Consider the following 17,998-nt stretch of genomic DNA (forward strand, 5'->3'; position numbering starts at 1 on the left):
TCGAACCGCTATCCTATCAGTTGTCAGTTCACGTCGATGCCGAGGTCCGCTTGGTCGTCACCGATTTCGGCCTTGACGCGCTCGTGGAACTCCCGGAGCGCCGCGCTCTCGTCTTCGGCGAGGACCACGTCGCTCGCGGTCAGCGTGGCGAGGCCGAACGCCCGCGGCGTCGGCGACGAGACCTGCTGGCCGACCACGTCCACGTCGCCCGCCCGAATCGCCGCTATCGCGTCCTCGATGGCGGCGAGGTTCAGTTTGTCTTCGAGAATCTCGCGGTAGGTCTCCTCCATCACGGCGAACTCGTCGAGGTCCTGCGCGAACGACAGCAGCATCTCGGAGGAGACCTGCTGTTGGGCGGCGGACTTCTCGTAGCCCTTGTAGCGCTTGAGAATCATGAGCGAGCGCGTCGCGTTGATGCGGAAGTAGCGCTTCAGGAGGTCGGTCCCGTCGAGGGCGGCCCGGAGGTCGGCTTCGACTGCCTCGGGGTCGAGGTCGCGGAGGACGCCCGCGAGGTCGACTTTGCGGTTGAGCGGCATCGACAGCGAGAAGCCGTTGTCGGCAACGGCGACCCGCACGTTCGCGTTCGTCCGGCGGGCCGCGTGGTACGCGAGGAGCCGCGAGAGGCCGTCGTTGAACCGCCGGCCGTAGGTGCAGTGGACGTAGAACTGTCGGCGGTAGGCCTCGCGGTCGAGTTCGGTCTCCACGACGAGCCTGTCGGGCGTCGCCACGCTCTCGGGGCCGGCGTATCTGACCTGCTCGTCGAACATCCGGGTGACGGCGCGGACGCTGTTCTCGTCGAGCGGGAACTCCCGGAGCCACGACCTGACGGCGGGCGCGCCGCCGGCGTCGAGTCGGTCGACGAGGTCGGCCTGAAACGCCGCGAGTTCGCGGCCGAGGTCGTACGAAAGCGGCAGGCGCTCGGAGAACCACGAGGGGACCGTCGGCCGCTGTGAGGTGCGGTCCACGTACACCTTCGACCCGCGGCGGTAGCGGTAGGCGAAGTGGTCGCCGCCGAGGACGAACACGTCGCCTTTCTCCAGCGTGTCGAGGTAGCCCTCGTCGAGCGTGCCGACCCACTGGTCGGCCCCGCGGACCAGCACGTCGCAGGTGAAGGAGTCGGGAATCGTGCCGATGTTGGTCATGTAGATGACGCGGGCCATCCGGCCGCGTTTGCCGATGAGGGGTTCGCCCACGGGATACTCCTCGTAGTGGTGTTCGCCGTCCGGCGGGTCGTTGGTGTCCCGCCAGATTTTCGCGTAGACGTTCTTGTCTTCGAGGCCGTCGTAGTCGGCGGTGAGATAGCGGAACAGGCGCTCGAAGTCGTCGTCCGAGAAGTTCCGGTACGGGTAGGCCCGCCGGAGCGTCTCGCGGAGTTCCGACTCGGGGCGAATCGCGTTGATTGCCATCCCGTACACCTGCTGGGCGGCCACGTCGAAGGCGTTCTCGGGGATGAACACCCGGTCGACGAACCCTGACTCGGCCTTCGAGAGCATCACCGCGCACTCGACGAGTTCGTCTCTGTCGAGAGCGATGACGCGGCCCTCGACCGTCTGGCCGAGCTGGTGGCCCGCGCGGCCGACCCGCTGGAGGAGCGCGGCGACCGACTTGGGCGAGCCGACCTGCACCACGAGGTCGATGTGGGGCATGTCGATGCCGAGTTCGAGGCTCGTGGAGGTGGTGACGACGCGCAACTCGCCCGCCTTCAGCTTCGATTCTATCTCCTGTCTGCGCTCTTTCGAGAGGCTCCCGTGGTGACAGCCGGAGTTCGACTCGTCGATGTCGTCGAACTCCTCACGGAGGTTGTGGAGGACGCGCTCCGCGCCCGACCGCGTGTTGGTGAACACGAGCGTGTTCGTGTGCGAGGCCACGAGGTCGTGCAGGCGGTCGTAAAACCGGCTCTGGACCTCGCTTCGGGGCGTCCGAATCAGGTCGTCTGTCGGACACTCCAGTCGCACGTCGAAGTCGCGGACGAACCGCGTGTCCACGAGTTCGTAGTCGCGGGGCTCGCCGTCCTCGCGGCCGACGAGGAACTCCGCGACCGTGTCGAGCGGTTCGACGGTGGCCGAACAGCCGATGCGCGTCGGCGACGACGTGGCGAGGTCCTCCAGTCGCTCCAGCGACACCGACAGGTGGGTGCCGCGTTTGTTCTCCGCGAGGCTGTGAATCTCGTCGACGACGACGTACTCGACGGTTCGGAGCTTCTCTTTGAACTTCGGTGAGTTGAGCAGAATCGCCAGCGTCTCGGGCGTCGTGTTGAGGATGTGCGGCGTCTCCGAGAGCATCTTCTGGCGGTCCGCCGAGGAGGTGTCGCCGTGCCGGATGGCGTGTCTGATGTCCACGGTCTCGCCGCGGTCGGCGGCGATGTCGGCGATGCCCGACAGCGGCTCGGTCAGGTTCCGGTGGATGTCGTTGGCGAGCGACTTCAGCGGCGAGACGTAGAGGCAGTACACCGAGTTGTCGAGGCCGTCGGGGGATTCGCGCTCCCGGCGGAACAGCTCGTTGATGATGGCCGTGAAGGAGGCGAGCGTCTTGCCCGACCCCGTCGGCGCGCAGATGAGGGCGTTGTCGCCGTCGTGGATGCGCGGGATGGCCCCACGCTGTGGCGGGGTGAAAAAGCCGCCGTTGCCGGGGACGAACTCCCCGAACCGGTCGACCCACCACTCCTGCACGGCGGGCTCCAACAGGTCGAGCACGTCCTCGTCGGCGACCGACACCGACTCGGGGTCGAACTCGTAGTCGCCGCCTCTCGACGCGAGAAGCGAGCGGCCGCGCCGGGTCATTACCTCGGGGTTAGCCTGCGCGGGTATGAGGGTTGTGCCTGTCCCCGCGGTGGTCGGACCCGCCGCCGGGAACGAGGATTGACTCGTTTATGCGAGCACAAGGACTAACGCCGCCGCCGTGGTAGCTCTGCGCATGCGAGTCACGTTCCTCGGAACCGGTAGTGCGATGCCAGTCACCGGCCGCGCCCAGACCGGGCTCCTCCTCGAATCGGACGGTAACGCCCTCCTCGTGGACTGCGGGTCGGGCGTCCTCGCCCGACTGGCCGAGACGGAAGTCGGCTACGAGGGCGTCTCGTCGGTCCTCCTCACGCACCACCACCTCGACCACGTCTCGGACCTCATGGCGCTCGTGAAAGCCCGGTGGCTCGCCGGCGCTGACAGCCTCGAAATCGTCGGCCCGGAGGGGACCGAGAAACTCGTCGAGGGGCTGTTCGACGTCCACGACTACCTCCGAGGCCGCCTCGACATCCAGATTCGGGAGGTCGGCCCGACCGAGTTCGGCATCGCCGGCTTCGACGTGATGGGGTTCGAAGTCCGCCACTCGATGCCGACGCTCGCCTACCGCTTCAGCAACGAGCGCGGCGAGGCCGACTTCGTCTTCTCGGGGGACACCGAGGCGTTCTCCGCCCTCGGCGACTTCGCCGACGGCGCGAGCGTCCTCGCGCACGACTGCTCGTTCCCGGACGACGTGGACGTGTCGAACCACCCGACGCCGTCGCAGGTGGGCGAGGCGCTCGCCGGGCGGGACATCGACTCGGTCTACCTGACGCATCTCTACCCGCACGCCGACCGCGTCACCGACGACCTCCGGGCGAGCGTGAGCGAACAGTTCGACGGCGAGGTCCGGGTCGCAGAAGACGGGCTGGTCGTCGAACTCTGAGTCTGAGTCTGAGTCTGACTCCGAGTCTGAATCCGATCCCGACTCCTCTCACTCTCCGCGGATGACGGTTCCCGGCGACTCGCCGGCGACGAACGCCGACAGTCCCTCGGGGCCGAAGACGTGCGCCGGCGCGCCGAGCGCGAGCAGTTTTCGCACCTTCGCGGCCATCCCGCCGGTCACGTCGGTTGAGTCCGACCCGCCGAGCGCGTCGGCCGCGTCCGCGAACGCCGTAATCTCGGGAATCACGTCGCCGTCGGCGTCGAGCACGCCGGGGACGGTCGAACAGAGGCCGACGCGGTCCGCGCCGAGGCCGGACGCGAGCGACACCACGAGGTCGTCGCCGCTGACGATGGTCGCGCCCTTGCCCGCGTGCGCGATGACATCTCCGTGGAGGACCGGGACGAAGCCCTCGTCGAGCATCGTCTCGGTCGCCGCGAGCGGAAGCGACAGCGAGCCGTCGGCCTCGCGCGCGCCGGCCGAAAGCGGGTGGACCGGCAGGGCCGCGACGCCGCGCTCTTCGAGGGCGTCGAGGACGGCGTCGTTGAGGCACTTCATCGCGTCGTGGATGGCGCGCACGCCGCGGGCGTCGTGGCTCCCGGACTCCGAGGAGACGCCGTGTTCGGCGGCGTGGTGGTGGCCGAAGCTCCCGCCGCCGTGGACGACGACGACGCGGCCCGATTCAGCGAGGGTCGCAACCGCGTCCGCGGCGGCCGCCAGTCCCGCCTCGTCGACCGTCTCCGGTTCGTCCTTGTCGGTGACGACGCTCCCGCCGAGTTTGAGGACGACGAGGCTCACGACGAGTCCGCCCCCGTCTCCGTCCCGTTCCCGTCGTCGGGGTCGCGCTCGCGCTCGCCCTCGCCCTCGGCGTCCGCATCCGCGTCCGGCGGCACCTCGACTCTGACGCCCTCGGTGGCGAGTTCGGCGCGGAAGGCGTCCTCGCAACCGGGGGTGAACCGGAGCGCGGTCTGCGTCTCGGGCGTCGGGTCCAAGGAGACGATACAGCCGCCGCCGCCCGCGCCGGTCAGTTTCGCGCCGTACGCGCCGGCCTCGCGGGCGGCCCACACCATCGAATCGAGCGAGCGCGAGGAGACGCCGAGGGCTTCCAAGAGGCCGTGATTGAAGTCCATGAAGCGGCCGAGTTCGGAGAGGAGTTCTTCGGGCGGGTCGTCGGCGTCGGGGTCCGCCTCGGCCAGCAGTTCCTCGCCCCGGCGGACGATGTCACCGACGGTCGAGACGGTGTCGGCGGCGAAGTCGTACTCCTCGCGGAGCGCGCGGACGCCGGAGACGAGCGCGCCGGTGTCGCCCGCGCCGCCGTCGAAGCCGATGACGAACGGGAGGGGCGGCGCGTCGATGGTCCGGCAGTCGTCGCCCTCGACGCGGACGGCCCCGCCCATCGCGGAGCAGAAGGTGTCGGCGCGGGAGGCCTGTCCGTCTTGGACCTCGTGTTCGGCCTGGTAGGCGCGTTCCGCGAGTTCGCGCGGTTCGAGTTCGACGCCGAGTTCGCGGGTCGCGGCGTCGATGCCGGCGACGACGACCGCCGCGGAGGAGCCGAGGCCGGCCCCAAGCGGGATGTCGCTTTCGACGGTGATGTCGAAGCCGGCGTCGGGCGCGTCGGCGGCGGCGCGGGCCTGGTCGACCGCGGCGTCGATGTAGCCCATCGCGGCCTCCACGAGCGGTGCCGGAACGTCCACGTCGGGCCGGTCGCCGGTCGAGCCGCGGTACTCGACGGTGAAGCCGTTGAGACTCAGGTCCTCGGCGCGGACGCGGACGTGGTCGTCGTCGCGGGCGGAGACGGTGACGGTCGCCCGGCGCTCGACCGCGCAGGGGACCGCCGGCTCGCCGTAGACGACTGCGTGCTCCCCGAACAGATACACCTTGCCGGGAGCGCTCGAAACGGTCATACCCCGGAGTTGCTACGGGATTCGCTTAAGGGTATCCGACTGCGGTCGAACCCGGCCGCGGGCGTCGAGGGGAGCAGTCGGTGGAAACGGTCGGGAGAACCGGTCAGTGGAAACGCTCGGTGGAAACGGCCGCGGAAAAACGGTGTTCGGGATGCCGGCTCAGGCGTCGACTTCGACTTCGTCGCGCTCCTCGTCGTCGGCGTCGTCGAGGTCGGCCAGTTCGTCGAGGTCGTCGTCGCCGCGGATGTAGCGGACCGCCGCCGCGATGCCGACGAGCAGAACCAGCCCGACGAGAAGCCCCAGTCCGGGGCGGCCGCCCGACTCGGCGTCGTCGGCCTCGTCGAACTCGTCGCTTTCGTCGGCGTCGAACTCGGCGTCGTAGTCGTCGCGCGATTCGTCGTCGGCGTCGGTGAGGGCGTCGACGCCCTTGGAGAGGAGCGGCGCGCTGTTGGTCGGACTGAACTCGAAGCCGTCGTGCAGGTGAACCTCGAAGAGGGTGAAGTCGGCCATACTCATCAGTACGTTCACAAGATGGATATGCCTTGTGGCGACGGACTGATAGGGCCGTCTCGGGCCGCCGCGGGACGCTGCGAGCCACGACGCTCTGCTCGGCTTCCGGTGTGGTGTGCTGGAGTCGCTGTGTTCTTGTTTCGCCGCCCCCGAACGTCCCGTATGGACGACGACCGACGCGCCTTCCTCGAAGACCTGCTCACCACACCCAGTCCGTCCGGCTACGAGGTCGCCGGCCAGCGCGTGTGGGTGGACTACGTCTCGCAGTTCGCCGACGACGTGACGGTCGACGACTACGGCAACGCCGTCGCGGTCCACGAGGGCACCGGCGAGGGCCCCGAAATCGCCTTCACCGGCCACGCGGACCAAATCGGCTACATCGTCCGCGACATCGACGACGACGGCTTCGTCCGCATCGGCCCCATCGGCGGCGCGGACCGAACCGTCTCGAAGGGCCAGCACGTGACGGTCCACGGCGACGACGGCGACGTGGCGGGCGTCATCGGCCAGACCGCCATCCACCTCCGCGACGTGGGAAGCGAGGAGTACGACGACCTCGAAGAGCAGTTCGTCGACATCGGCGCGACGAGCAAGGGCGACGCGAAGGACCACGTCGAAGTGGGCGACCCCGTGACGGTCGAAGCGCGGGTCCGCGACCTCGCGGGCGACCGCGTCGCGGCCAACGGGATGGACAACCGCGTGGGCACGTGGTCGGCCGCCGAGGGACTGCGCGCCGCCGTCGAGGCCGACGTGGATGCGACGGTGTACGCCGTCAGCACCGTCCAGGAGGAAGTCGGCGTGCAGGGCGCGAAGATGGTCGGCTACGACCTCGACCCCGACGCGATGGTCGCCGTCGACGTGACCCACGCCACGGACAACCCCGACGTGCCCGGCAAGCGCAAAGGGCCGGTCGAACTCGGTGAGGGACCGGTCGTCTCCCGCGGGAGCGCGAACCACCCGAACGTCGTCGCGCTCGCCCGCGACGCGGCCGGAGAGGCCGACATCGGCGTGCAGTTGCAGGCCGCCGGCATCCGCACGGGCACCGACGCCGACGCCTTCTACACGAGTCGCTCCGGCATCCCCTCGCTCAACATCGGCATCCCGAACCGCTACATGCACACGCCCGTGGAGGTCGTCTCCACGAGCGACCTCGACGACGTGGCCGAACTCCTCGGGTCGATGGCCGCGCTCGCGGGCGACGTGGAGTCGTTCGGCGTCGAACTGTGAGCGTCCCCGTCGACCCGTCGGCTGGCGGGCGGTGACTCCGCCACCTGTGCGTAGTTGTCGCACACGCCTCCGGCCGAAAGAAAACCGTTAAAAGTCGCCACACGGTGTTTCCACGTATGGCTGGAACTATCGAAGTACTCGTTCCCGGCGGGAAGGCGAACCCCGGTCCGCCGCTCGGCCCGGAACTCGGCCCGACCCCCGTCGACGTGCAGGACGTCGTCAACGACATCAACGACCAGACGGCTGCCTTCGACGGCATGGAAGTCCCCGTCACCGTCGAGTACGACGACGACGGCTCGTTCAGCATCGAAGTCGGCGTCCCGCCGACGGCGGCGCTCATCAAGGACGAAGTCGGATTCGACACCGGCAGCGGCGAACCCCAGGAGAACTTCGTCGCCGACATGTCCATCGAACAGCTGAAGAAGGTCGCAGAGCAGAAGTCCTCTGACCTGCTCTCGTACGACCTCAAGAACGCCTCGAAGGAAGTCGCCGGGACGTGTGCGTCCCTCGGCGTCACCATCGAGGGCGAAGACGCCCGCACGTTCAAACAGCGCATCGACGGCGGCGACTTCGACGACTACTTCGACGACGAGTAATCGTCTCGGAACCGTCTCGGCGGTTCGAACCGCCCTTTCCGTCGGGCCGAGTCGACTCGGCCCGCTTTCTTCTCTCCACCGACCCGATTCGACCCGGAGCGGCCCGACCGTCGACGACCTCACATCGCTCGCGTGCTCGCCAGCCCGCATGTGTGGCTGTGGCACGCGAAACCCCCGAATTCGAGGGTTTCGGCTCCCGTAGTTCGACGGACTTAAGTTGAGCCTACTCGTCCTGCCGGACGAGGCAGGCAGTAGCCTGTTTCACTGACCCGTAGGAGCAATCCTGCGTACTACGGAGGTGAATAATGGCAGACACAATAGTTGACGCAGTCTCTCGCGCTCTCGACGAGGCACCCGGGCGGAACTTCCGCGAAACGGTTGACCTCGCCGTGAACTTGCGAGACTTAGATCTTAACGACCCGTCGAAGCGTGTCGACGAGAGCATCGTGCTCCCGTCTGGCACCGGCCAGGACACCCAGATTGTGGTGTTCGCGACCGGTGAAACCGCGCTCCGCGCAGAGGATGCCGCCGACGAAGTTCTCGGGCCCGATGAGCTCGAAGACTTCGGCGACGACACCGATGCGGCGAAAGACCTTGCCGACGAGACCGACTTCTTCGTTGCCGAGGCTGGACTGATGCAGGACATCGGTCGCTACCTCGGTACCGTGCTCGGTCCCCGTGGTAAGATGCCGACCCCGCTTCAGCCCGACGACGACGTCGTCGAGACGGTGAACCGGATGAAGAACACGGTGCAGCTCCGCTCGCGTGACCGTCGGACGTTCCACACGCGCGTCGGCGCAGACGACATGACGCCCGACGAAATCGCGGAGAACATCGACGTCATCGTCCGTCGTCTCGAAGCGACGCTCGAAAAGGGCCCGCTCAACATCGATTCCGTCTACGTGAAGACGACGATGGGGCCGTCCGTGGAGGTGCCCGCATGAGCGAATCCGAGGTTCGGCAGACCGAGGTCATCCCGCAGTGGAAGCGTGAAGAGGTCGACGAGCTCGTCGACTTCATCGAATCCTACGAATCCGTCGGCGTCGTCGGCGTCGCGGGCATTCCGAGCCGCCAGCTTCAGTCCATGCGCCGCGAGCTTCACGGCTCGGCCGCCGTGCGCATGAGCCGGAACACGCTCGTGAACCGCGCGCTCGACGAAGTCAACGACGGCTTCGAGGAGCTCAAGGAGTACATCGCCGGGCAGGTCGCCCTCATCGGCACGAACGACAACCCGTTCGCCCTGTTCAAGGAGCTCGAGGCGTCGAAGACGCCCGCGCCCATCAACGCCGGTGAAGTCGCCCCGAACGACATCGTCATCCCCGAGGGTGACACCGGTGTCGACCCGGGTCCGTTCGTCGGCGAACTCCAGCAGGTCGGGGCGTCCGCCCGCATCATGGACGGCTCGATCAAGGTGACGGAAGACTCCAACGTCCTCTCCGAGGGCGAGGAAGTCTCCGAGGAACTCGCGAACGTCCTGGCGGAACTCGGCATCGAGCCCAAGGAGGTCGGTCTCGACCTCCGCGGCGTCTTCTCCGAAGGCGTCCTGTTCGAGCCCGACGAACTCGCCATCGACGTGGACGAGTACCGCGCCGACATCCAGTCGGCCGTCTCCGCCGCGACGAACCTCTCTGTCAACGCGGTCTACCCGACCGCCCAGACCGCGCCGACGCTCATCGCCAAGGCGACGAGCGAGGCCAAGGCCGTCGGTCTGTTCGCCAACATCGAGAGCCCGGAGTTCATGCCCGAGCTCATCTCGAAGGCGGACGCCCAGCTTCGGGCGCTCGCGGCGAACATCGACGACGAAGAGGCGCTTCCCGAGGAACTCCGCGGCGTGTCCGCGGCTGACACGGGTGCCGCCGAGGAAGAAGAATCGACTGACGAAGAAGCAGCGGACGCCGACGAGGCAGACGCCGCCGAAGACGACGACGCCGCCGACGACGACGGCGACGACGAAGACGCTGGCGACGCCCTCGGCTCCCTGTTCTAACAACACACAAGGTACACAACAATGGAATACGTCTACGCTGCGCTCATCCTGAACGAGTCGGACGAAGAGGTCAACGAAGAGAACATCACCGCGGTCCTCGAGGCCGCCGGTGTCGATGTCGAAGAATCCCGTGTCAAGGCGCTCGTCGCCGCGCTCGAGGACGTCGACATCGAAGAGGCCATCGAGACGGCCGCCGCTGCCCCCGCGCCCGCTGCGGGCGGTTCCGCCGGTGGCGAGGTCGAGGCCGCTGACGACGACGACGAGGAAGACGCCGAAGAAGAGGCCGCTGACGAAGGCGGCGACGACGACGGCGACGACGACGAAGAAGCCGACGGCGAGGGCCTCGGCGCGCTCTTCGGCTAAACTCTCGCGAGACCCCGCCGCACCCGCGGCGACGCTCGCTTCGAAACTCCGATTTCTTTCGATGGAACCCGCAAGCGGCGGCTCCGTCCGTCTCCCGACTCGGATACTGACCGCGCCGGCAGCGCCAGCATCGCCGTCGGCGTCGGTGGCGACGAGGGCGCGCTGCGGCGCGTAGCTTCATACCCGAAGCCGCGGCCACTCCGCCTCGATGCTCCTCATCGGCGGCGCGGCCGTCACCCACCTCGGCCGAGTGGCGACGCTCGCGTCGTCCGCCGCGGCCGACCCGACGACCGCGGCCCTCCTCGGCGTGGTCGCCGGCGTCTGCCTCGGAACCTGCTCGGGGCTGGTCCCCGGTCTCCACGCCAACGCCTTTGCCCTGCTTCTCGCCGGAGTCGCCTCGGAGTTCCCCGGCCCGCCGGTCGCAGTCGCGGCGGCCGTCCTCGCCGCGTCGACCGTCCACACGTTCCTCGACGTGGTGCCGGCGTTGACGCTCGGCGTGCCCGACGCCGCGCTCGCCCCGGGCGCGTTGCCGGCGCACGAACTCGTCCTCGGCGGGCGCGGGCGGGAGGCGCTTCGGCTGTCGGCGCTCGGCAGCGGTGCGGCGCTCTGTCTGGCGGTGCCGGTCGCGGTGCCGCTCACGGAGGTGCTGGTCGAGGGCTACCCCGTCGTCCGCGACCACCTGTGGCTGGTTCTGGTCGGCGTCGCCGCCGCGCTCGTCTGGACCGAACCGAGCCGGCGGGCGAAGCTGGCGGCCTGCGTGACCATCGCCGCCTCGACGGGACTCGGACTCGCAGTCCTCGACCGGCCGTTCGGGGGGCCGCTCCCCGTCGGCGGCGTGTTGGCCCCGCTTTTGGCCGGGCTGTTCGGCGTCCCGGTCCTCTTGGCGGCGCGGCGGGGCTCCGGCGTGCCGCCGCAGGGCGACGCCGCGCTCGCAACGTCGCCGGGGTCGGTCGCGCGGAGCGTCGCCGCTGGGACCGGCGGCGGGGCGTTCGTCGGCTATCTGCCCGGCGTCTCCGCGGGGGTCGCCGGCACGCTCGCGTTGGCCGTTCTCCCCGGCCGCGACCCCGACGAATCGACGCGGGCCTACGTCACCGCGACCAGCGCCGCCACGACGGCGACGACGGTGTTCGCGCTGTTCGCGCTCGCCGGCCTGGGAACGCCCAGAACGGGCGCGCTCGTCGCGCTCACCGAAGCGGAACTCCCGACGGGACTCGGTCTCGCAGTGCCGGTGACGGTGGTCTCGGGGCTCTGCGGGGCGGGGTTGGTGCCGGTCGTCGGTGACCGGGCGCTCGCGGTCGTCGGACGGCTCGACCAGCGCCGACTCGTCGCCGCCGTCTGCGCCCTGCTCGTCGCGCTCTCGTGGGCGTTCGCGGGGGGCGGCGGCGTCGCCGTCCTCGTCGTCGCCGCGGTCGTCGGGCACCTCCCCGTCCGGTTCGGCTGTCGGCGCGTCCACCTGATGTGCGTCCTCATGGGACCGTTGGCGCTCGGGTGAGCCGTGTCCACGCGGGCCACGGATTTCCCCCGCAGGAACCCGGAAAGACAACGGTTAAAAGTCGCGCGCCGGTTTATGAGCGTATGAGCGAGTCCGAACAGCGACACGCGCACCAGTGTGTGTCCTGTGGCATCAACATCGCCGGCATGAGCGCGGCGACGTTCAAGTGCCCCGACTGCGGCCAGGAGATTTCGCGTTGCTCCAAGTGCCGCAAGCAGAGCAACCTCTACGAGTGTCCCGACTGCGGCTTCATGGGTCCATAATCATGGGAAAAGTAGCTGCTAAAATCAAGGTCATGCCGAACAGCCCCGAACTCGACCTCGACAGCCTCGAGGACGCGCTCGAAGACTCCCTGCCCGAGGGTGCGAAAATCAAGGGCTTCGAACGCGACGACGTCGCGTTCGGACTCGTCGCCCTCCTGCCGACCGTCATCGTCCCCGACGACGCCGGCGGCACCGAGGCCGTCGAGGAAGCGTTCATCGAAGTCGAAGGCGTCGAGAGCGTCTCCGTCGAGAACGTCGGCCGTATCTGAACGGACGACCGACCTTTTTCGCAGGCAAGTCCCGGAGCGACCGCGTCGCCCGTCGTCAGCGGCGCTCCATGAAGTAGACGCCGAGGACGACGCCGAACGTGAGTCCGAGCATCACGCCGATGGGTAGCGAGTTGCCGATGACGCCCGCGACGCCGCCGAGGAGGAACCCGAGAGACAGCCCGATACCGAACTGCTCGGCGCTGTGGCTCGACCCCTCGTGGTCGTCGGAATCGACCGTCACGCTGTCGGTCGGTTCGGCGTAGCTCTGTCGCTGTGCGGACTCCGCGCTCAGGGAGACTGACTCCTGGGACATACCTCACTATTCATCGTGCTATTCAATAACCCTTACTCGCGTTCCCAATCTACGGCAACGACTGGTCGACCACTGGTGCGTGAGGGTGCGCGAGGGCGGGCGCGTGCGGACGAGTCGCGGGGTCCGAGCCTCAGAACGCCGCGTCGAACGCCCGCTGGAGGTCGGCCTTCATGTCGTCGATGTGCTCGATGCCGACCGAGACGCGGATGAGGCCGTCGGTGAGGCCCGCTTCGAGGCGCTCCTCGCGGGGGATGGCCGCGTGGGTCATCGCCGCGGGCTGTTCGATGAGGCTCTCGACGCCGCCGAGGCTCTCGGCGAGCGTGAACACCTCGGTCTCCTCGACGACGGTCGAGGCCTGTTCGAGCGAGCCGTCGAGTTCGAACGAGAGCATCCCGCCGAAGTCGTCCATCTGCTCGGCCGCGAGATCGTGTTGCGGGTGGGAGTCCAGTCCGGGGTAGAACACCTCGGAGACCGCCTCGTGGTCGTCGAGCCACGCGGCGAGGTCGCGGGCGTTGTCGCAGTGGCGGTCCATCCGAACCGGGAGCGTCTTCGTCCCGCGGAGGACGAGGAAGCAGTCGAACGGCGAGGGCGTCGCGCCGACGGAGTTCTGGTAGAAGCCGAGTTCCTCGTCGAGTTCCTCGTCGTCGGTGACGAGCGCGCCGCCGACGACGTCGGAGTGGCCGCCGAGGTACTTCGTCAGCGAGTGCGAGACGATGTCCGCGCCGTGGTCGAGCGGGCGCTGGAGGTACGGCGTGGCGAAGGTGTTGTCGACGGCGCAGAGCGCGTCGACCTCGTGGGCGATGTCGGCGAGCGCGCCGATGTCGTTGACGCGCATGAGGGGATTCGTCGGCGTCTCGACCCACACGAGTTCGGTCTCCTCGCTGACGGCGTCGCGGACGGCGTCGTGGTCGGTGGTGTCGACGAAGTCGAATTCGAGGTCGTACTTCTCGTACACCTGCGTGAAGATGCGGTGGGTGCCGCCGTAGACGTCGTTGCCGGCGACGACGTGGTCGCCCGCTTCGAGGAGGTTGAGCACGGTGTTTATCGAGCCCATCCCCGAGGCGAAGGCGCGGCCGTACGAGCCGTGTTCGAGCGCCGCGAGGTTCGATTCCAGGTCGGTTCGCGTCGGGTTCCCGGTGCGGGAGTACTCGTAGCCGCGGTGGTCGCCCGGCCCGTCTTGGGCGTACGTCGAGTTCGCGTAGATGGGCGTCATGAGCGCCCCCGTCTCCTCGTCGGGCTCCTGTCCCGCGTGGATGGCGCGCGTCTCGATGCGCCGCTCGTCTTCGGACATACGAGAAGCGCCGCGCCGACTCGGGTTAAGTCCGTCCCTCCCGCGCGACCACGCGGGAGACACACACGCGCGGTTCGTAACGTGCAATTTATAATGGCGACGCAAGTATTCGTTCTCACGACTATGCCGAGCTCCAACGGTCCGATGAAGGGGACGCGAGGAAAGCTCTCGAACAAGCCGCGCGAGCGCGGCACTTCGCCGCCGCAGCGCGCCATCGCGGAATTCGAGGAGGGCCAGAAGGTCCACCTCAACATCGACCCGAGCGTTCGCGAGGGTCGTTTCCACCCGCGCTTCAACGGTCTCACCGGTGAAGTCACCGGGAAGCAGGGCCGCGCGTTCAAGGTGCAGATCAACGACGGCGGCAAAGAGAAGACGGTCATCGTCCGTCCTGCTCACCTGCGCGCCCAGCAGTAAGCGATGACCATCTTCAAAGAAAAGCTCGACGAGGAGTATCTGACGACCTCCGAGGTCAAGGAACTGCTCGCCGAGGTTGAGGCGGAACGCGCCGCCGACGAAGAGCGCGAGATGCGCTACGAACTGGCCCGTGCGATAGAACACGTCAACCGGTTCGCCCACCTCGACCCCGAGGAATCTCGCGAACTCGTCGAGGAGCTCGCCGAGCTCGAGAAGGTCGACGGTCCGACCGCCATCAAAATCGCGGACCTCCTCCCGCAGTCGCGCGACGAACTCCGCGCGGTGTTCGCCCAGCAGCGCTACGCGCTCTCGGGCGACGAACTCGACGAAATCCTCAACGTCGTCGCGAAGTACGTCTGACCGCGTGACAGCGCGGCCAACTATTTAAATATCGGCTCGCCGTAACTACTGGTATGACACGTACGGAGAGCGGTGACGCCGACGCCACGACCGAGTACGTCGTCGTACTCGACGTACTCCGCCACGGGCGTCAGGGAGACGACCGACGGCGCTTCGACGCGGCACCCATCGCGTACGCGCTCGGAGAGTCCGACTTCCGTCTCCTCGAGCTGACCCTCGTCGAAGACGCCGACGTGAGCATCGGCGACCGACTGGTCGTCTCCCCGGTCGCCGACCGCGAGCTGATTCAGTCCGTCGAAGAACTCTCGTACGGCGACCTCTCGAACACGGCGACGGCCGAAGTCGACTACGTCGTCGAGGACATCGTCGAGGCCGACGAACGGCGGTTCGTCGACTTCTACAACGACGCACAGCCCATCACGCTGCGGCTCCACCAGCTCAACTTGCTGCCCGGCATCGGTAAGAAGCTCCGCGACAAGATTCTCGAATCGCGGAAGCGACAGGGACCGTTCGAGTCGTTCGAGGACCTCGAAGCACGCGTCTCGGGGCTCCACCGCCCGAAGGAGGTCATCGTCGAGCGCATCCTCGACGAACTCCGCGACAACGACGTGAAGTACAAGACGTTCGTCGGACGCGACGGACAGTAGCGGAACGGGACTTTTACCCGCTCCCGCACGATACCTCTCCCAATGACGAGCGACGGCAGCGAACAGGTCCGCGAGGTCGCCGCGCGCGACCCGGACGCCCTCATCCGGCGGGCGGGCGCTCGCGGGAACCCGGACCACGACCAGCACTTCCTCGTCGACGACCGCGTCGTCGACCGCATCCCGACGTATCTCCCCGAGGAGGCGGACCGCTCGCACGTCCTCGAAATCGGCGGCGGGCCGGGCGTCCTCACGGACCGACTGCTCGGCGTGGCCGACCGCGTGACCGTCGTCGAACAGGACCGGACGTTCGCCGCGCACCTGCGCCGCGAGTTCGCTGACGAGGTCGAATCGGACCGGCTCACCGTCGTCGAGGGCGACGCGCTCGACGTCGACCTCCCCGAGTTCACCGCGTGCGTCTCGAACCTCCCGTACGGCATCTCCTCGGAGATTTCGTTCCGCCTGCTCCCCCGAGGCAAGCCGCTCGTGCTGATGTTCCAAAAGGAGTTCGGCGAGCGGATGGCCGCCGAGGCGGGCACCTCGGAGTACGGCCGCCTCTCGGTGAGCACCCAACACTACGGCGAAGTCGAACTCTGCGAGCACGTCCCCCGCGAGGCGTTCGACCCCAAGCCCGCGGTCCAGAGCGTCGTCGTCCGCATCACGCCGCGCGAGCCGGAGTACGAGGTCGACGACGAGGCGTTCTTCCTCGACTTCGTGAAGGCGCTGTTTACCCAGCGGCGAAAGACCATCAGAAACGGCATCCGCAACACGGCGCACATCTCCGGACTGTCGGACCCCGAAGCGGTCGTCGAGGCCGCCGACGAGGACGTGCTCCGAAAACGCGCCGGCAACATGGCACCCGCCGAGTTCGCCGAACTCGCGCAACTCGCCGCGTCGGTCGGCCGCTAATCCATGACGCTCCCCGCACTCGCCGCGGTGCTCTTCCGCCTCGCCTCGACGGCAACCCCCCTCCAGAGCGGTACGGTTCTCGACATCGCGTCGCTGTTCCCGACGTTCGAACTCCGCGTCGCCGCGAGCGTCCTCGTGACCGTCGCGGTCGTCGCCGTCTGGCGGCTCGGCGCTCGGCTCCACGACAAGGAACTCGAGGCCGTCTCGATGCCGGTGTGGCATCTCTCGGTGACCGTGCTTCGACTCGTCGTCGTCGCCGGCGGCGGGGGGTTCGTCTTCGCGCTCTGGTCGCTGTCGGGCGACATCGGCACGATTTCGGCGCAGTACGACCTCGGCAGAGAGACGTTCGTCCGCATCGCGCTGTCGGCGGCGTTCGTCGTCGGCGCGTACGTCCTCACGAGCGTCCTCGGCCGGTTCATCGGTGAAATCGCGAGCACGCGCCCGGAGATTTCGGACCACCAGCGCGAAATCATCTACCGCATCGCGCAGGTGACGACCTACCTCACCACGCTCGCGGTCATCCTCGGTATCTGGCGGGCCGACCTCGGCGGCTTCCTCGTCGGCGCTGGCTTCCTCGGCATCGTGGTCGGGATGGCCGCGAGACAGACCCTCGGGTCGCTCATCGCGGGCTTCGTCATCATGTTCTCCCGACCGTTCGAAATCGGTGACTGGGTCGAAGTCGGCGACCACGAGGGAATCGTCACCGAAATCACGGTCGTGAACACGCGTATCCAGACGTTCGACGGCGAGTTCGTGATGATTCCGAACGACGTGGTGAGTTCGGAGAGCCTCGTCAACCGGAGCCGAAAGGGGCGGCTCCGCCTCGACATCGAGGTCGGCGTCGACTACGACGCCGACATCGACCACGCCGCAGAGGTGGCGCAGGCGGCCGTCGAAGACCTCGACGAGGTGCTGTCGGTACCGAAGCCGCAGGTCGTCGCAAAGCGGTTCGGGGACTCGGCGGTCGTCCTCGGGGTGCGCCCGTGGATAGACCGCCCGAGCGCTCGGCGGTGGTGGCGCGCGCGCACCGCGACCATCTCGGCCGTCAGCGAGGCGTTCGACGAGGAGGGAATCGCGATCCCGTTCCCGCAGCGCGCGCTGTCCGAGCGCGACCCTTCGGGTCCGATTTCGCTCACGGACCAGCGACCCGAGGCGAGCCCCGAGGCCGACGGCGGCGTCGAGGGAGGCGACGAATGACCGACCTCGCCGAGCGCCGCGGGATGAACACCTCGGTCTATCAGCCCGCGGAGGACTCCGGGCTACTCGCGCAGGCCGCGGTCGGGCGCGTCTCGGGACGCGTCCTCGAAGTCGGGACTGGCTCGGGCTGGGTCGCAGAACAACTCGCGACGAAAACCGACGCCGACGTGGTCGCGAGCGACCTCAACCCCCACGCTTGCCGGCAGGCGGCCGAGCGCGCCGCCGCCCTCCGCGAGGAGGGCCACCGCGGGTTCGAGGTCGTCCGCGGGAGCCTCGTCGAACCGTTCCGCGACGACGCCTTCGACGCGGTGGCGTTCAACCCGCCGTACCTCCCCGAGGACCTCGAAGCCGCGCGCGACGACTGGATGGAGGTCGCGCTCACCGGCGGCGAGGACGGCCGCGAAATCATCGACCCCTTCCTCGACACCGTCGGGCGCGTGCTCAAACCCGGCGGCACCGTGTTCCTCCTCGTGAGTAGCTTCACCGGCTACGACGAGGTGCTCGCCCGCGCCGAGGCGAACGGCTTCGGCCACGAGGTCGTCGTTCAGGAGTCGTACCCCTACGAGACGCTCACGGTGCTCGCGTTGGAATAACTAATGCGC

The 17,998-nt window shown here is 68.2% G+C and carries 21 protein-coding genes; 15 read left to right on the forward strand and 6 right to left on the reverse strand.

Annotation, left to right across the window (positions count from 1 at the left end; genetic code table 11):
• Window positions 1–23: 23 nt before the first annotated feature.
• Window positions 24–2,780 carry an ATP-dependent helicase gene (locus DEQ67_RS09445; RefSeq protein WP_115861718.1) on the reverse strand — a complete coding sequence of 919 codons (2,757 nt, stop codon included), beginning with the start codon at window positions 2,778–2,780 and terminating at the stop codon, window positions 24–26.
• A gap of 133 nt (window positions 2,781–2,913) precedes the next feature.
• Between DEQ67_RS09445 and DEQ67_RS09450 the strand changes: the two genes are divergently transcribed.
• The gene (locus DEQ67_RS09450; RefSeq protein ID WP_115802795.1) at window positions 2,914–3,660 is read left to right on the forward strand and encodes an MBL fold metallo-hydrolase; all 747 of its coding nucleotides are present in this window, start codon (window positions 2,914–2,916) and stop codon (window positions 3,658–3,660) included.
• Window positions 3,661–3,708: 48 nt separating this feature from the next.
• On the opposite strand, the gene DEQ67_RS09455 is transcribed toward DEQ67_RS09450, so the two are convergent.
• The 3 genes from DEQ67_RS09455 to DEQ67_RS09465 all read right to left on the reverse strand — a co-directional run bounded on the left by DEQ67_RS09455 (window position 3,709) and on the right by DEQ67_RS09465 (window position 6,071).
• A complete protein-coding gene (locus DEQ67_RS09455) occupies window positions 3,709–4,455 on the reverse strand; it encodes an isopentenyl phosphate kinase (RefSeq protein WP_115802796.1) in 747 nt (248 codons plus the stop codon).
• Window positions 4,452–5,561: a mevalonate kinase gene (gene mvk / locus DEQ67_RS09460; RefSeq protein WP_115802797.1), complete on the reverse strand. Its 1,110-nt coding sequence runs from the start codon at window positions 5,559–5,561 to the stop codon at window positions 4,452–4,454. Before mvk ends, DEQ67_RS09455 begins: the two co-directional genes overlap by 4 nt.
• A gap of 159 nt (window positions 5,562–5,720) precedes the next feature.
• On the reverse strand, window positions 5,721–6,071 hold the full coding sequence (locus DEQ67_RS09465; RefSeq protein ID WP_115802798.1) for a hypothetical protein: 351 nt from the start codon (window positions 6,069–6,071) through the stop codon (window positions 5,721–5,723).
• Window positions 6,072–6,233: 162 nt separating this feature from the next.
• On the opposite strand from DEQ67_RS09465, the gene DEQ67_RS09470 reads away from it, so the two are divergent.
• The 8 genes from DEQ67_RS09470 to DEQ67_RS09505 all read left to right on the forward strand — a co-directional run bounded on the left by DEQ67_RS09470 (window position 6,234) and on the right by DEQ67_RS09505 (window position 12,268).
• Window positions 6,234–7,298, forward strand: a complete 1,065-nt coding sequence (locus tag DEQ67_RS09470) for a M42 family peptidase (RefSeq protein ID WP_115861725.1) — start codon at window positions 6,234–6,236, stop codon at window positions 7,296–7,298.
• Between the two features lie 116 nt (window positions 7,299–7,414).
• A complete protein-coding gene (locus tag DEQ67_RS09475) occupies window positions 7,415–7,894 on the forward strand; it encodes a 50S ribosomal protein L11 (RefSeq protein WP_004043005.1) in 480 nt (159 codons plus the stop codon).
• A 305-nt stretch (window positions 7,895–8,199) separates the two neighbouring features.
• Window positions 8,200–8,838: a 50S ribosomal protein L1 gene (locus DEQ67_RS09480; RefSeq protein WP_004043003.1), complete on the forward strand. Its 639-nt coding sequence runs from the start codon at window positions 8,200–8,202 to the stop codon at window positions 8,836–8,838.
• A complete protein-coding gene (locus tag DEQ67_RS09485) occupies window positions 8,835–9,881 on the forward strand; it encodes a 50S ribosomal protein L10 (protein WP_115891502.1) in 1,047 nt (348 codons plus the stop codon). Before DEQ67_RS09480 ends, DEQ67_RS09485 begins: the two co-directional genes overlap by 4 nt.
• Window positions 9,882–9,902: 21 nt before the next feature.
• On the forward strand, window positions 9,903–10,244 hold the full coding sequence (gene rpl12p / locus DEQ67_RS09490) for a 50S ribosomal protein P1 (RefSeq protein WP_004043001.1): 342 nt from the start codon (window positions 9,903–9,905) through the stop codon (window positions 10,242–10,244).
• 208 nt (window positions 10,245–10,452) lie between these two features.
• Window positions 10,453–11,736 carry a tripartite tricarboxylate transporter permease gene (locus DEQ67_RS09495; RefSeq protein WP_115861727.1) on the forward strand — a complete coding sequence of 428 codons (1,284 nt, stop codon included), beginning with the start codon at window positions 10,453–10,455 and terminating at the stop codon, window positions 11,734–11,736.
• 83 nt (window positions 11,737–11,819) lie between these two features.
• Complete coding sequence (locus DEQ67_RS09500) at window positions 11,820–11,999, forward strand: HVO_2753 family zinc finger protein (RefSeq protein WP_004042997.1); 180 nt, start codon at window positions 11,820–11,822, stop codon at window positions 11,997–11,999.
• Between the two features lie 2 nt (window positions 12,000–12,001).
• Window positions 12,002–12,268, forward strand: a complete 267-nt coding sequence (locus DEQ67_RS09505; RefSeq protein WP_004042995.1) for an elongation factor 1-beta — start codon at window positions 12,002–12,004, stop codon at window positions 12,266–12,268.
• A 55-nt stretch (window positions 12,269–12,323) separates the two neighbouring features.
• Here DEQ67_RS09505 and DEQ67_RS09510 read toward each other — a convergent pair whose 3' ends face one another.
• Both DEQ67_RS09510 and DEQ67_RS09515 read right to left on the reverse strand, forming a co-directional pair.
• Window positions 12,324–12,581 carry a hypothetical protein gene (locus DEQ67_RS09510; protein ID WP_004042994.1) on the reverse strand — a complete coding sequence of 86 codons (258 nt, stop codon included), beginning with the start codon at window positions 12,579–12,581 and terminating at the stop codon, window positions 12,324–12,326.
• 130 nt (window positions 12,582–12,711) lie between these two features.
• Window positions 12,712–13,872: a cystathionine gamma-synthase gene (locus DEQ67_RS09515; RefSeq protein ID WP_115861729.1), complete on the reverse strand. Its 1,161-nt coding sequence runs from the start codon at window positions 13,870–13,872 to the stop codon at window positions 12,712–12,714.
• Window positions 13,873–13,995: 123 nt separating this feature from the next.
• Between DEQ67_RS09515 and DEQ67_RS09520 the strand changes: the two genes are divergently transcribed.
• From DEQ67_RS09520 to DEQ67_RS09545, 6 genes are read left to right on the forward strand one after another with little or no spacing between them, the layout of a single operon-like run.
• Window positions 13,996–14,286 carry a 50S ribosomal protein L21e gene (locus DEQ67_RS09520; RefSeq protein WP_004061361.1) on the forward strand — a complete coding sequence of 97 codons (291 nt, stop codon included), beginning with the start codon at window positions 13,996–13,998 and terminating at the stop codon, window positions 14,284–14,286.
• Between the two features lie 3 nt (window positions 14,287–14,289).
• On the forward strand, window positions 14,290–14,646 hold the full coding sequence (locus DEQ67_RS09525) for an RNA polymerase Rpb4 family protein (protein ID WP_004042989.1): 357 nt from the start codon (window positions 14,290–14,292) through the stop codon (window positions 14,644–14,646).
• Window positions 14,647–14,699: 53 nt separating this feature from the next.
• Window positions 14,700–15,293, forward strand: coding sequence for a DUF655 domain-containing protein (locus DEQ67_RS09530; protein WP_004061364.1), 594 nt, complete (start codon window positions 14,700–14,702; stop codon window positions 15,291–15,293).
• Between the two features lie 42 nt (window positions 15,294–15,335).
• Entirely contained in the window at window positions 15,336–16,199 is an 864-nt protein-coding gene (locus DEQ67_RS09535; protein ID WP_004042983.1) for a 16S ribosomal RNA methyltransferase A, read from the forward strand.
• Between the two features lie 3 nt (window positions 16,200–16,202).
• Window positions 16,203–17,396 carry a mechanosensitive ion channel family protein gene (locus tag DEQ67_RS09540; RefSeq protein ID WP_115861735.1) on the forward strand — a complete coding sequence of 398 codons (1,194 nt, stop codon included), beginning with the start codon at window positions 16,203–16,205 and terminating at the stop codon, window positions 17,394–17,396.
• Complete coding sequence (locus tag DEQ67_RS09545; RefSeq protein ID WP_004061368.1) at window positions 17,393–17,989, forward strand: HemK2/MTQ2 family protein methyltransferase; 597 nt, start codon at window positions 17,393–17,395, stop codon at window positions 17,987–17,989. Before DEQ67_RS09540 ends, DEQ67_RS09545 begins: the two co-directional genes overlap by 4 nt.
• The last annotated feature ends 9 nt before the right edge of the window (window positions 17,990–17,998 follow it).

Origin of the sequence: Haloferax sp. Atlit-48N, assembly GCF_003383015.2 — an archaeon.
GTDB lineage: Archaea > Halobacteriota > Halobacteria > Halobacteriales > Haloferacaceae > Haloferax > Haloferax volcanii.

Coding starts and splice junctions, on each gene's coding strand:
- DEQ67_RS09510 (WP_004042994.1), bottom strand. CDS start 12,581: ATGTCCCAGGAGTCAGTCTCCCTGAGCGCGGAGTCCGCACAGCGACAG.
- DEQ67_RS09500 (WP_004042997.1), top strand. CDS start 11,820: ATGAGCGAGTCCGAACAGCGACACGCGCACCAGTGTGTGTCCTGTGGC.
- rpl12p (WP_004043001.1), top strand. CDS start 9,903: ATGGAATACGTCTACGCTGCGCTCATCCTGAACGAGTCGGACGAAGAG.
- DEQ67_RS09520 (WP_004061361.1), top strand. CDS start 13,996: ATGCCGAGCTCCAACGGTCCGATGAAGGGGACGCGAGGAAAGCTCTCG.
- DEQ67_RS09475 (WP_004043005.1), top strand. CDS start 7,415: ATGGCTGGAACTATCGAAGTACTCGTTCCCGGCGGGAAGGCGAACCCC.
- DEQ67_RS09445 (WP_115861718.1), bottom strand. CDS start 2,780: ATGACCCGGCGCGGCCGCTCGCTTCTCGCGTCGAGAGGCGGCGACTAC.
- DEQ67_RS09465 (WP_115802798.1), bottom strand. CDS start 6,071: ATGGCCGACTTCACCCTCTTCGAGGTTCACCTGCACGACGGCTTCGAG.
- DEQ67_RS09540 (WP_115861735.1), top strand. CDS start 16,203: ATGACGCTCCCCGCACTCGCCGCGGTGCTCTTCCGCCTCGCCTCGACG.
- DEQ67_RS09495 (WP_115861727.1), top strand. CDS start 10,453: ATGCTCCTCATCGGCGGCGCGGCCGTCACCCACCTCGGCCGAGTGGCG.
- DEQ67_RS09525 (WP_004042989.1), top strand. CDS start 14,290: ATGACCATCTTCAAAGAAAAGCTCGACGAGGAGTATCTGACGACCTCC.
- DEQ67_RS09535 (WP_004042983.1), top strand. CDS start 15,336: ATGACGAGCGACGGCAGCGAACAGGTCCGCGAGGTCGCCGCGCGCGAC.
- DEQ67_RS09530 (WP_004061364.1), top strand. CDS start 14,700: ATGACACGTACGGAGAGCGGTGACGCCGACGCCACGACCGAGTACGTC.
- DEQ67_RS09485 (WP_115891502.1), top strand. CDS start 8,835: ATGAGCGAATCCGAGGTTCGGCAGACCGAGGTCATCCCGCAGTGGAAG.
- DEQ67_RS09505 (WP_004042995.1), top strand. CDS start 12,002: ATGGGAAAAGTAGCTGCTAAAATCAAGGTCATGCCGAACAGCCCCGAA.
- DEQ67_RS09545 (WP_004061368.1), top strand. CDS start 17,393: ATGACCGACCTCGCCGAGCGCCGCGGGATGAACACCTCGGTCTATCAG.
- DEQ67_RS09515 (WP_115861729.1), bottom strand. CDS start 13,872: ATGTCCGAAGACGAGCGGCGCATCGAGACGCGCGCCATCCACGCGGGA.
- mvk (WP_115802797.1), bottom strand. CDS start 5,561: ATGACCGTTTCGAGCGCTCCCGGCAAGGTGTATCTGTTCGGGGAGCAC.
- DEQ67_RS09450 (WP_115802795.1), top strand. CDS start 2,914: ATGCGAGTCACGTTCCTCGGAACCGGTAGTGCGATGCCAGTCACCGGC.
- DEQ67_RS09480 (WP_004043003.1), top strand. CDS start 8,200: ATGGCAGACACAATAGTTGACGCAGTCTCTCGCGCTCTCGACGAGGCA.
- DEQ67_RS09470 (WP_115861725.1), top strand. CDS start 6,234: ATGGACGACGACCGACGCGCCTTCCTCGAAGACCTGCTCACCACACCC.